The 12,095-nt window shown below is 35.5% G+C and carries 13 protein-coding genes; 2 read left to right on the forward strand and 11 right to left on the reverse strand.

Annotation, left to right across the window (positions count from 1 at the left end; all coding sequences use genetic code 11):
- Nucleotides 1-9 precede the first annotated feature (9 nt).
- From JW886_RS09895 to JW886_RS09690, 11 genes are all read right to left on the reverse strand, one after another.
- Nucleotides 10-3,633 (reverse strand): SpaA isopeptide-forming pilin-related protein, encoded by a 3,624-nt coding sequence (locus tag JW886_RS09895; protein WP_241003766.1) that lies wholly within the window; start codon nt 3,631-3,633, stop codon nt 10-12.
- 299 nt (nt 3,634-3,932) lie between these two features.
- On the reverse strand, nt 3,933-4,193 hold the full coding sequence (locus JW886_RS09650; RefSeq protein ID WP_205871981.1) for a histidinol-phosphate/aromatic aminotransferase and cobyric acid decarboxylase: 261 nt from the start codon (nt 4,191-4,193) through the stop codon (nt 3,933-3,935).
- 180 nt (nt 4,194-4,373) lie between these two features.
- A complete protein-coding gene (locus JW886_RS09655) occupies nt 4,374-4,562 on the reverse strand; it encodes a hypothetical protein (RefSeq protein WP_241003767.1) in 189 nt (62 codons plus the stop codon).
- Between the two features lie 36 nt (nt 4,563-4,598).
- Nucleotides 4,599-4,862: a hypothetical protein gene (locus JW886_RS09660; protein ID WP_205871982.1), complete on the reverse strand. Its 264-nt coding sequence runs from the start codon at nt 4,860-4,862 to the stop codon at nt 4,599-4,601.
- A gap of 19 nt (nt 4,863-4,881) precedes the next feature.
- The gene (locus tag JW886_RS09665; RefSeq protein ID WP_205871983.1) at nt 4,882-6,162 is read right to left on the reverse strand and encodes a replication initiation factor domain-containing protein; all 1,281 of its coding nucleotides are present in this window, start codon (nt 6,160-6,162) and stop codon (nt 4,882-4,884) included.
- Between the two features lie 378 nt (nt 6,163-6,540).
- Entirely contained in the window at nt 6,541-8,151 is a 1,611-nt protein-coding gene (locus JW886_RS09670) for an FtsK/SpoIIIE domain-containing protein (RefSeq protein ID WP_205871984.1), read from the reverse strand.
- A 10-nt stretch (nt 8,152-8,161) separates the two neighbouring features.
- A complete protein-coding gene (locus JW886_RS09675; RefSeq protein WP_205871985.1) occupies nt 8,162-8,668 on the reverse strand; it encodes a DUF961 domain-containing protein in 507 nt (168 codons plus the stop codon).
- 2 nt (nt 8,669-8,670) lie between these two features.
- Complete coding sequence (locus tag JW886_RS09680; protein ID WP_205871986.1) at nt 8,671-9,006, reverse strand: hypothetical protein; 336 nt, start codon at nt 9,004-9,006, stop codon at nt 8,671-8,673.
- Between the two features lies 1 nt (nt 9,007).
- Nucleotides 9,008-9,130: a hypothetical protein gene (locus JW886_RS09925; RefSeq protein WP_277395110.1), complete on the reverse strand. Its 123-nt coding sequence runs from the start codon at nt 9,128-9,130 to the stop codon at nt 9,008-9,010.
- A gap of 219 nt (nt 9,131-9,349) precedes the next feature.
- Complete coding sequence (locus JW886_RS09685; protein WP_205871987.1) at nt 9,350-10,024, reverse strand: hypothetical protein; 675 nt, start codon at nt 10,022-10,024, stop codon at nt 9,350-9,352.
- Nucleotides 10,025-10,136: 112 nt separating this feature from the next.
- Nucleotides 10,137-10,457 (reverse strand): helix-turn-helix domain-containing protein, encoded by a 321-nt coding sequence (locus tag JW886_RS09690; protein ID WP_205871988.1) that lies wholly within the window; start codon nt 10,455-10,457, stop codon nt 10,137-10,139.
- Nucleotides 10,458-11,114: 657 nt separating this feature from the next.
- Between JW886_RS09690 and JW886_RS09695 the strand changes: the two genes are divergently transcribed.
- Nucleotides 11,115-11,459, forward strand: coding sequence for a helix-turn-helix domain-containing protein (locus tag JW886_RS09695; RefSeq protein ID WP_205871989.1), 345 nt, complete (start codon nt 11,115-11,117; stop codon nt 11,457-11,459).
- A gap of 3 nt (nt 11,460-11,462) precedes the next feature.
- Nucleotides 11,463-12,047: a hypothetical protein gene (locus JW886_RS09700; RefSeq protein ID WP_205871990.1), complete on the forward strand. Its 585-nt coding sequence runs from the start codon at nt 11,463-11,465 to the stop codon at nt 12,045-12,047.
- The last annotated feature ends 48 nt before the right edge of the window (nt 12,048-12,095 follow it).

Raw genomic sequence — 12,095 nt, forward strand, 5'->3', positions numbered from 1 at the left:
ATTAGTTTTTTATTCTCCAGTTGCTTTATTTTTCTTATAGTAGTAAACCCCACCTGTTCCAAGGGCAAGGATAATTACTGCAGCACCTGCATAGGCAACCCAAGGATTATTACTTTCTCCCGTTTTTGGCATAACCCCTTTAGTTGGTGTAGCACTAGTAGCGGTTGGTTTATTATATACCACAGTCAAGGTTTGGTCTTTGTTCTTCAAGTCATTGTGTTCAGCTTCAGGCTTATCTGTTTTCGGATTTGTACCTTCATCAAACAATTCTTCAGTCCAAACATAAGTAACCGTTGAACTTTCTGGAACATCCTTATCTTTGGTTGTGTCGATTTCAGTTTCAATTTTCTTTTCTTGTTCTTTGACAGTGAAATCATCTACTGTAAAGTTAAGGGTAGAAATGACTTTAGATTCAGTTTCCTTACCATCTTTATCCGTTACGATACGGTGAAGTTGTGCGACCATTTGGTCACCTTTTTCTGCATTGGTAAAGACGACATCATCATAAACTGGTGTTTTAGTTGAAATTTCTGCATTTTCAATTTTTTGGTCACCATCTTTACTGTGAGCTTTCGTCTTAATCGTTGGAGCAGGAACTTCTTCAACAGTCAAGGTTTGGTCTTGATTTTTCAAATCATTGTGTTCAGCTTCAGGCTTATCTGTTTTCGGATTTGTACCTTCATCAAACAATTCCTCAGTCCAAACATAGGTAACAGTTGAGCCTTTAGCTACATCCTTGTCTTTAGTAGTATCAATTTCAGTTTCAATCTTCTTTTCTTGTTCTTTGACAGTGAAATCATCTACTGTAAAGTTAAGGGTAGAGACGACTTTAGATTCAGTTTCCTTACCCTCTTTATCTGTTACAATACGGTGAAGTTGTGCGACCATTTGGTCACCTTTTTCTGCATTAGTGAAGATGACATCATCATAAACTGGAGTTTTCGTTGAAACTTCTACTTTTTCAATGGTTTGGTTACCATCTTCAGTATGAGCCTTCGTTTTAATCGTTGGCGCTTTTTCAACTGTTAGGGTTTGTTTGGTATTATTTAAATCATCATGAGTCGCTTCAGGTGTATCTACTTTGATGTCCTGTTCATCATCAAAAAGTTCACCAGTCCAAACATACGATACTGTATTTTCAGCCTTTTCTTTACTGTCTTTGGTCGTATCAACTTTAGCTGTCAGTTTTATACTTTGACTTTCAACTGCTTCAGCATCCAGTGTCACCGTTTGGTCAGAGACAACTTTATCGTCAAGAATTTCGCCATCTTTATCTTTAACAAGGCGGTGAAGATGACCGAGATACTTATCACCAAGTTCACCATTAGTTAACGTAATAACATCTGTCAGCGGGGTTTCTTTTGAAACTTCTGTCAGGTCAACGACTTGATTTCCATCTGCTGTTTTAGCCTTTGTTTCAATAGTTGGTTTAACTTTGTCAGTTGGTTTATCTGTCAATGTACCAAGATCAAGCTTAAACATCAAATTGTTATCTGTTAGCTTATCTGCTTCGATAGTCGTAGATGAAATTTGTTGACCTGTGACTGTGTCTTTAAGGACGACTGTGTAAGACTTAGGCGAACCATCTTTATTAAGCTCAGGTGTGCTTGTGACAGAGATTGGATTAATAGCTTGTGTGCCTTTTGGAACATCCGTTTCTTCTAAGAGATAATCCCCAATAGCTAAACCGTCCGCATTCGCATTTCCTGCTGCAACATTGGCTTTTCCATCAAAGAGAACAAAACCATTTTTAGTAAAGCCATCGGAATCAGTACTTGATTTTGAAACGGCTTTGATGGCTTTTCCTTTTGTCCCATTTTGAGGTGTAAGTGTAAACCCTGCACCATCAAGACCAGTTAGAGAATCGTTAACACTTTGTGCTTTCCAAAAGCGCAATTGGAAAGCGAGTACCTTGTCTTGTGCCTTTTGATTGTTCGCAAAGTCATTGGTTGTCACATCAACACTTTCTTTACCTGTAAAGTTGACAGGAATTTTCTTAGTTGATAGTGAATAGCCTTCAGACGTTCGCACTTCTTTCCAGTAATACTGGTCGTTGCTTGCTAAGTTGAGATTTTGAACACCGACTTTATTATCTTTATCAAGACTCAATTCTACATTAGTGTCACTAGCTTTTGTACCGTTTGTGATGGCAATTGGTAAAGCTTTTAAGCCATCTGTCCATTTAACAGGGCTATCATCCTTTGTATTGAAAAGTCCGTAAACAACACCATCCCACTTCGCTTCACCTTGTGTCTCAGTGGTATTTGTGTCAGCATCCAGTTTTTGAAGCGTTGTAGAACCTGTTGGTGTTTCTTTAGATTCACCGTCCACATGGTAGTTACTTGTAGCAGTATTAAAGGATGAATTTTCATCAAAGCTGAAAGCATGTTTGGTTTCATCAAGGGCAAATCCTTTAGGTGCTTTTGTTTCTACAAAGTAGTATGCTTTATCATTTTGAAGGTTTTTAACCCCAAATGTACCATCTTCACCCACTTTAAGGACAACATTAGTATTATTAGCTTTTGTACCATTTGTGGCAGTAATGGCATAACCTGATTGACCATCAGTCCATTTAACAGGTGAACCATCTTTATAAAAGAAGCTATATTCAGCCCCTGCCATCAATTTTGTATCAAATTTAGAGTTCGCAGAGACTTTGGTTGCTTTGATTTCTCCAAGTCCAATAATATTAATATTGAGAGAGCCGTTTGCCTTTGAAGGGTCTTTAGTTGCGATAACTGACTGACTGTTTTTGCCTGAGCTATCCCCATCAGTTGAAAATACGTAATACGGAAGATCAGCAGAATCCATAGGCTTATTTTGAAATTGTAGCGCTTTTGAGAACAAACCTAATTTGCTTGAAATATCAGCCTTTATTTTTAAATCATTTCCTGAGGAAGTTTGCGATACCCCATCAACATTACTCTTAAAGTATGGAAAGTTAGATAGGACACCGTTAGTATCAGTAACAGTTTTTTCAGCACCTTGAATCAAGTTAACTGTTGAGCCATTGAAACTAGGGAGCATCGTCATTTTCTTAGCTTCAGTGATTAAATTATTAGCTCCTGTTTTAATAGCATTAGCATCATTTAACAGCGTGTTATCTTTAACAATCAAATCTTTCGTTTGATTTTGAGAAACACCTGCTTCATCAAGTAAGATATAGGTTGCATGTTGGGCTTCAGCATAAGCTAAAAGCGAACCATCTTTTTGTGCAAGATAAGCCACATTATTTAAAACGGCAATTTGTTCTTTATCTAGTGCATTTAGAATTGCGTTAGTTGCATCATACTGAGCTTGTGTTGTGTTATTAGGAAGCGGTACACCAAGACCCAAACACCATGCAGGCGTTCCATCAGCAAGCGTAAGCATTGGTTTTGGGTGTTCAACCCCATTTTGGTCTATTTCATAATAGAGGGGTTTGTTATTTTCCCAATTGACTGTTGTATCAGTAGGTAGGCTAGCAGCCGAAGCTGTACTTTGAGCGTTCGCATAAATCAAACCCGCTGTACCAAGACCAATAGCTAAGACGCTTGCACCAAAGACCATCGCTTTTTTGCGTTTGTGCATTTTCCAATTTGTGACTTTCTTTTCAGTAGTCAACACTTTAAGTAAATTTTTCTTTTTACCCATTTGTAAAAGTCTCCTTTTTTATTTTGCAAAATAAAAAAACCGCCATGACTGACAGTTTAAGCGACTAGTTTATTGTCGTTTCGGACAAGCATTTTCAGTAATTATTAAATTTATGATTCAGCACTAAAATAGTTACAGATAAAAATAATTGAATTATCAGCAATACTATTCCTAAAAGTGGTGGTAAGTAAACATACAAATACGGACATGCAAAATTTAATATAATTAAAAAGCAAATAATTAACACTCTCTTTATACTCAAAACATCTACCTACCTATTCTTTATTCCTCATATTTTTTCATCCTTTTCTACTCTCCCAGTTAGGCTTTTCAATATGACTTTTAGGTAAAAATCGAGGAGCTATCGCAACTGACAACGGGGTAGAAATAGGGCTATATTTTTCACATAACCACATCACCTCATTTTCATTTAATCTATACCATGCTTGTACTTTATTGTCACGAAAGATAATTTGAACATCATAAAATTCTTTTTCAAGTGGTTTATGAAGTTTAATATCAATACGTGGACGTTCTTTACTTTTAACTTTTACTGTCATATTACTTATTCTCACTCATGGTGAGTTTCCTTTCTTTTGCACCACCATGAATGAAGGCAGTTCTACTTTATTGCTTAGACAAGGCTTTTCACCCCCACCCTTTAATTTTTCAGAGTTGAATCTCTTGAGCTTTTTTACCCATTGCGTACGCACGCTTATTCACTGCTTCAACTTGCTTATTTACCGCATAGTAAGCTCGGAGAGTAGAATAATCGCCTCATAGTCAGTACCTGTCATAGTATCTTTATTAGCTTTAAAAATACTATTGATTTCACCTGCAATTGACCAAGCTTCACTATACTTATGAGTTTCCATTAACGAACCCAATGTTTGGAGTTTTGTTTGCATTTCTTTTTTGTTGTAAGCCATATGATTTACCTTTTACTTTCTTTCACTATTCTTTAGTTATTCCTCTACCGTTGGTGAAAAGCCTTGTCGAAGCAATAAATCATACTCTTTGATATACTTTTTTATCCATTTCAAACGTTGATCAACAGAGTATTTCCTTGCTTTCTTTATATATTCTCGGTAAATTTCACTATCAGGCAAATAGTGGTACGTTGATAGAGCATCAATTTTCATTCTTAAAATTTGCGCTTCAGGAAGATTAACACGACTAATAATATGTTGTCGTAGTTGGTCACCATAATTTCGCTGTGCTTTATTCATCCTCAGTCCTCACTTTAAGTTATTGTTTCCCAAGAGCCTTTAAAAATTCCTGCCCTTCGGGTGTACTTCTTGCTTCATGCTCAAAATCACGATTTTTTATCCGTTCAACATCACGTCTAATAATTTTCTCGTCTTCGTCGTCAGGTTCATACTCAGAAACCAACTCTCCAACGTAAGAACGACCTGTTTCACGTGCAATCCGTTCTTCAATATACAATGACCTTTTTAATTGGCGGTCAAACCACGCTCTCCGCTTTTCCAACGATTCAATTTTAGGTTGAGTGATGAATTTATACTTCTTTCCTTGACCAAAAACTTCATACCAAGAGCGATCAGGACGACCTGTTTCATCAAAAACTTGTAAATAATCCATGATAATACCCACCCCTAAATCATAAAGTGTTTCAGGTGCTTTCTGCCAACCTACAAAGTCCGCTATCACCTGATAAGCTTTATCATCTTTTAAACGTATTTCATAACGATTTTTATAACCAAAAATTTCTTGTACATCTTCTACGGAAATGTTCCTTCTAAAAGCCTGTTCTCGGTCTTTCTCATAGAAATTAAACCGAATAAAACCTTGAATTGAGCCAAAATACAATGAAATTCCCAAAGATTTTAAAAATCCATCAGACATTTTAAAATCTTCCTCAGGACGAAATCCTTTGAGTTTCATCTCAATCTGACCATTTCTGACTTTTTCCCACAAGTCCATTAACCGATAATTACCTTTTTTATTGAACCGTTCATCCAAGGCAATATCAAACCTTTTAAATTTTAAAAAATTTCTTGCTTCAATAGCATCATAAACACCATTAAGTTTAGTTGCTTCATAGGAGTAATCAATCACATCTTTTAAAAAGTCCTGCCACGTCCTATCTTGTTCTTCTAAAAAAGTTTCAAATAAACGACACGCACCTCCTTTAAATTCTATCCGAGTTCCCATATCAATATTTTCGTTATGATAAAAAACTTTTATTTCACCATATTCAACGCGAAAGGGATAACCATTACCTCCAGACTGTCCTTGTTCAAAATGATAATCAGGAATTTTTAGCACTTCATTAATTACCTTTTTATAATTTAAGGTTTTTAATCGAATCACTAAATAGTCAACCATCGCCGTAATATCTGCTTTTGGTTTTCGGTGAAGATAATTCACTATTAATTCTTCTTTTTCAGTACTTAACTGTCTTTCACCCTTGTCAATCATTGAAACCATTGATTTAGACAAACCTGTTATTTTCACAATATCATTTTGTGAAAGACCAAATGATTTACGAACTTTCGCCAGTTCCATGAGTAATTCCTTATGTTTCTAAGTTATTTTTTTAAAAAATATAAAGTTCACAGTTTTATTTGCTTAACCGTGCGGTTGACTAGCTTTGTGTACTACCTGTACCCCGTGTTACTCGACGGGGTACAGGACGCTTTGAACAAGGTAGCCTTCGGCTACCCTGTTCATCTCCTGTACAGCTTCATTTCCTCGAACTCCTGCGCTCCATTTAACGCAATAAAAAAAGACCTTTACTAGCCTTCCCGCTTCAGACTCGCTTCGTTTCGCTTACGCTCACTCCGCTCATCTTATCAGCGTTTAGGACAAGTAAAGGATAACTTTTTTTATTGCTATTCCACTTGTCATTACAGCGGAATGAAGCCAACAGGAGCGCTCAAGTGTTTACATGAGTGTAGATATTACGTTACTTACCGCATCACGCAGTGTGTCGCCTGTTTCTTCACGTTCAAGCAAAATTCTTTTAAGTAAATCTAATTCCTTTTTAGAATAACCATTACCTCCTAGTGGAAATTGGTTATCCTGTAAAAGAGACTCAATTTTCTTTAAAGTACTTCTAGTAATATTTAACTTTTCTAATACTTCAGCTTGTAAAAATCGTTTTTCTTCAACCTGATTTTTTATTTTTTCTTCTTCAATCCGTGGTAAGCTTTCAAAATCTGTATAGAAATCAAAAACTTTTGGATTAGGAAGCAAAGGAGCAAAAAACTCTTTTGCAGGTCCACCAAAAATACCATAATAGCCCCTACCGAATATGCGGTTAGCGCCAATCTTCTCTACATACTTAAATTTCTTGTCTTTATTTTCTTCACCAAATAAAGTCGCATAAGTATACGAAGAGACACGGCCGAGCGTAATACGTAGCATCATATTATCTTTAATCGTAGAGGGCAAATCATCCGCTTTTACATTTTGAGTAGCAATAACCAAATAGAACCCCGCTTGACGTCCTTTTAAGGTAAGTTGTTTTAAAGCACTCATTACTTCCATGTAATTAACCAACGATCCCTGCGGTAAATCTTCTAAGGCTGAGATAAAAGAGGGTAATTCATCAGTCATAATGAACACTGGCTTTAAATCATACTTATAAAAAGCACCTAGTTCCTTTTCACCTCGCTCTTTTGAACATTTACGCATGAGTTGATATCGTTCATTCATCTGATGATTAAGGTCTATCAAGCATTGACCCATTTCTTCAGTTTCCCAAGTCACACGCCCCTTTAATACCTTCAACTCATTAAGTGGTACAAAATCCGCCTGTTTAGGGTCTAATATCTCTACTCTACCCAAACGCAATAAACCAACTAAAAGAGAGCGTAAAAATACCGTTTTACCGCCACCTGTACCCCCTGCAATCAATAAGTGAGGGTCATGAACAAAATCCCAATAAACACCTTCTGAAAGCTTCACACCTTCTGAAATTGTAGCAATAACATCTTTAGCAGAAATACGACCTCTAATTGAATCAATCGCATAGTTGTAAGTGATAAAAGCTTTATCATCCACACTTCCCATCATATCCGCTGAAAACATTGTTTCTAGCTGACCACCAATACTTAAAAAGCGGTCTTGAAACTTAATTCCTTCGAGTTGAAAGGAAGCTGATAAAGTGTACTTTCCCTGTTTTAAATACACCTTAGGAAATTTTATTCTAGGTGTCGTATTTGTAGCGTTCCCACCTGATTTTTTGGTGAAATATAGCCCATTTTGAAATAAAAATCGCCACAGAAGGTATTCTCTATAACGATGAATATAAAATTTATTTCTGCTCAAAAGTAGTAAATAAAGCCGATATACAATAAGGGCTGATATTAATACAAGAGCAAACACTACAATCCCAAACACCATCCATTGATTTTGTAGCTTCAGATATAAACCAAAAGCAACACCTCCAATAAACAGTATAAAGGGCAAAGCTACAATAGTAGCAAGCCAATAGGGAATCAGCTTATCCCTATTTCTAACTCTATGACCTTTCGCAAATAATCGCTTCATCTAATTCACCTTACCCTTTGGCTTTAGATGGTTGGTCATTTTTAGCTTGATTTTGATTGGACTGATCAGTAACCTTTGAATCTTTTACATGCACACCTTCTACCTGAACAGGGAAGACTTTACATGGAACAGTTCTAATTTGTTCCCCGTTTCGAGTAATAACCTTTTGTTCTTTTTCAGAGTTACCAATTGTTACCACAGCACCAACCAATTCTAACTCTTGGTCAAACTCTAGACTATCAACATCAAAGTCAAGCGGGACACGAATATCCATCACATCCAACGTTTTAGTTGAGTAAGCCATAATATATTTACTTTCAGGCTGTCCTGTATCTTTCGCTTCCCATGTTCCTTGAGCATTTTGTTCATCATGAACTTCACCTTCAGCATCAACATAGATAAATTTGTTTCGAACTTCAGAACCTGTAAAGGTCAATGTGCCGTAAGTTTCCTTTGCATTGATTGGATAACCAACTGGTTTGTTATCTTTAAACGCTTCAATTCCGTACTTTGCCATAGTTATTTTTCTCCTTTAATTTTAAAGCCCTCAACAAGAGCCGCAGCTTGATTTTTAGTTACCCCATTTTCAGGATAATTAAAATCAATTAATACAATATAATCAACATCCAACTCCAAACGACCACGGACTGCAGATTTCGCCAACACTTCTTGCGAAGGTAAGTTATCGTAAGTTACAACAAGAAAATTCTTTTGTCCTGCCCCCATACCCACAAATACGTGATGTTCAGGAACTTCTTTTGTACGTGCAATTGTCTTATAGTTAGGAGATACAAAAATCTTCCCATCTTTAGTAAACCCTTTTACTGGGGTTTTAGCAGTTGTTAATTGAGCCATGTTAGCCCTCCTCTTTAAATTTTTCTAAAAAAGCCCCAAAATCAGGATGATTTCGAAGCCATTGCTTTTGTTTGCCGTTAACTATCAGTATTTTGGGTGGTATATCTTTCACTTTTTCGAGCATGTTTCCTCTCTTTTTCTTTTTTAGTTTACCGACTTTTCGGTCATACATTCTATTACAAAGCGAACGTCGGGATTTGAACCCAATTCAACCGTAATAATCGTTCGCATACAAAAACACCTTCCAATTGGAAAGAAGGTGTTTTTCAGGAGTATTAAGAAAAAATTTAAACCTTTTAATGACTTGTTTAGGTCATATTTCTATTATTTTTATACAGCTTTATTACTTATCAACTGTATAAACCCCATAACCAATTTCATGGTCATAACCCAGATCAATAACTTCTTTTGAGTTCAGTGCAGCATTAACATAAGCATCTGCTTCCTTTACAGAATTACATACTTTTTGGTACTTACGAACTCCATCAACAGAAACCCAACCGACATACTGATATTTTTGTACTGATTGACTAGAAACCCCATACCATGCAATACCTTCATAGCGCCAACCATGACTTACTAAACTTGATTTTTCATAAGCACTCTTTGTATAAAAGTGTTCGCCTGAATTGGGATTATAAACTCGATATAGTGGGGTTCCTGAGTTTCCAGTATGCCATTCAACTCCTTCATAACGCCAACCACGACTTACTAAAACTGATTTCTCATAGGCACTCTTTGTGTAGAAATGCTCACCCGAATTGGGGTTATAAACTCGGTATACCGCAGAACCGCTAGTAGGAGCATTCCAACCAATACCCTCGTAACGCCAGCCGCGACTTACTAAACTTGATTTTTCATAAGCACTCTTTGTATAGAAATGCTCACCCGAATTGGGGTTATAAACTCGATACATTGGAACGCTTGTATCAGCTGAAGCATGAGCTGTTGTAACACTCCCAACAAGACCAAGAGTTGCGATAGCTCCCAATGCAACAATTTTTTTACTTAATTTCATAATACTCTCCTTAATACTCTAAATAATTTTCAAATTAATTATATCACAAAGAACTAAATTCATTGATGATAAATGACACCATTTCCTAAACTAATAACTTCTATCATATTAATTACTCAGCAAATTTTTTCCTATATTCTTTTAAAGCATATTTTGCTTTGAGCCCTTCAGGTGTATCTTCAGATTCAATTTCTTCTAAGACATCTAATAAAAAATCTTCCCCATTTTGAAGATGACTAAATCCTAACATGTACATAGGCGATACTTCATAAAACATAGCAAAATTCAGTATCATCTCATTATTAGGAACCCTCAGCCCTTTCTCGTAGCGACTGTAAGTCGCAGGTGAAAGTTCCATAGCCTCTCTTACTTCTTTCGGGGTTAGATTGTGACTGTTTCTCAGATAGATAAGTCGTTCAGAAAAACTTTCCATAAAAAATACTCCATTCTTTTTTATAAAGGGAATAATTGGAATCGAACCAATATAATCACTTATAAAAGCGACCACTCTAGCCTATTAAGTTATATTCCCATAAAAAAATCTATCTTAAATAAAATTAACCTCCAGCAGATAGTCTCAACACATCTACTAGCACTTTAATATTACAAGATAGATTTTCTAAATTCTCTAATTATTAAATAAAAAAAAAAGCCTTTTGGCTAATTTTATTTTTTTAATAACTTGTTTATTGTCTTTACGCAGGCAATAACTCTTTATACTATTAAGATTTTAAAGATTAAATAAAACCTTAATTAGTATGACCAGAACCCTCTTTCTCTCGCTTTGGTCTTTTTTATATAGCGTCGCCTTACTCAGATTCCTCCTGCTATGCGGTATGTATCTCCCCCTCAGGCTCGCTTCTATTTCAAAGTTAGATTAAAGCTGATAACTTGCATTGACTAATCTCCTTTAAAAATGTTAAAATAATAATGTTCGAAGTTATTAAATTAACATTTTAGTGGGAGTTGCCTCAGCGCGCTTCCGCTTCTTTTTGTATCTCTCTGTTAATGAATTTCATTAACTATATACAGTTTAATATATTTCATTAACTTTGTCAAGAATAAACTCATCTTTTTTGGAGAAAATATAATGTTCTATGAAAAGCTACAAAAATTAGCCAAAGAAAAAGGGAAATCTTTTGCTCAAATTGAGAAAGACCTAGGTATGGCTAAAAACTCTATGTATAATTACAAAAAAAATAATCCTACCGCTACACGACTAAATGAGATTGCAGAATACTTTAATGTAAGTACTGATTATCTTTTAGGAAATACTGACTCAAAAAAATCTATAAAAGAACCTGTTGACCTTGAAGACCTTACTTCTGATGATGACATCAATTGGGATGAGTGGCTATCTTTTGGTGGGAAACCTATATCCGACCACGATAAACAAAAAATTAAAGAAATTTTTGGAGACCGCTTGAAGGGCTAATTTATGACTAAAGATGAACTTCTTGACCTTATCCTCTTAAATATTGAACGTTTAGGTATAGTTATGAACCCAACCACTCTAGATCAATATGCTATTATCAATTGTGAAAAGTGCATTGGTGTCTATGATCCAGTAAGTATTACACCTTTTATTCTTGCCCACGAACTTATTCATGCTAAATATAAAGATAAACAAAGACATTGTGACAACGATATACTAAGTCATGAAGAAAAAAGAGCTAACAAAGAAGCTATCCTTTTGCTTTGGGAAATTTACATAGAACAAGGTGGAAATGCAAACTATTTCCCGAATTTTATAGAAGTTTCTGGCTGTCCTTTTGAAACTTCTATAACTTATATTAAGGAAATTGAAAACATCTGCGAAAACCTTGACTGTGAAGAAGAAAAGCAGCCCATGTTTAACGGTAATTTAAGAAGTTGTGCCATTGACTATATTTCACAATTTGATGTTATTCAAGTTATTAAAATTTACGACTTCCTCGAAGCCTACAATTTATCCTACAACTTATATGATAAAGCAATCACAGTATTCAATGAACTTGCAAATCAACAAGAAATTGCTTACTAATATTACTTAGTCACTAAAAACAAAAAAGCTACTAACCTATTTTATAAG

Source organism: Lactococcus taiwanensis (assembly GCF_017068355.1).
Taxonomy (GTDB): domain Bacteria; phylum Bacillota; class Bacilli; order Lactobacillales; family Streptococcaceae; genus Lactococcus; species Lactococcus taiwanensis.

Coding starts and splice junctions, on each gene's coding strand:
- JW886_RS09895 (WP_241003766.1), bottom strand. CDS start 3,633: ATGGGTAAAAAGAAAAATTTACTTAAAGTGTTGACTACTGAAAAGAAA.
- JW886_RS09650 (WP_205871981.1), bottom strand. CDS start 4,193: ATGACAGTAAAAGTTAAAAGTAAAGAACGTCCACGTATTGATATTAAA.
- JW886_RS09655 (WP_241003767.1), bottom strand. CDS start 4,562: ATGGCTTACAACAAAAAAGAAATGCAAACAAAACTCCAAACATTGGGT.
- JW886_RS09660 (WP_205871982.1), bottom strand. CDS start 4,862: ATGAATAAAGCACAGCGAAATTATGGTGACCAACTACGACAACATATT.
- JW886_RS09665 (WP_205871983.1), bottom strand. CDS start 6,162: ATGGAACTGGCGAAAGTTCGTAAATCATTTGGTCTTTCACAAAATGAT.
- JW886_RS09670 (WP_205871984.1), bottom strand. CDS start 8,151: ATGAAGCGATTATTTGCGAAAGGTCATAGAGTTAGAAATAGGGATAAG.
- JW886_RS09675 (WP_205871985.1), bottom strand. CDS start 8,668: ATGGCAAAGTACGGAATTGAAGCGTTTAAAGATAACAAACCAGTTGGT.
- JW886_RS09680 (WP_205871986.1), bottom strand. CDS start 9,006: ATGGCTCAATTAACAACTGCTAAAACCCCAGTAAAAGGGTTTACTAAA.
- JW886_RS09925 (WP_277395110.1), bottom strand. CDS start 9,130: ATGCTCGAAAAAGTGAAAGATATACCACCCAAAATACTGATAGTTAAC.
- JW886_RS09685 (WP_205871987.1), bottom strand. CDS start 10,024: ATGAAATTAAGTAAAAAAATTGTTGCATTGGGAGCTATCGCAACTCTT.
- JW886_RS09690 (WP_205871988.1), bottom strand. CDS start 10,457: ATGGAAAGTTTTTCTGAACGACTTATCTATCTGAGAAACAGTCACAAT.
- JW886_RS09695 (WP_205871989.1), top strand. CDS start 11,115: ATGTTCTATGAAAAGCTACAAAAATTAGCCAAAGAAAAAGGGAAATCT.
- JW886_RS09700 (WP_205871990.1), top strand. CDS start 11,463: ATGACTAAAGATGAACTTCTTGACCTTATCCTCTTAAATATTGAACGT.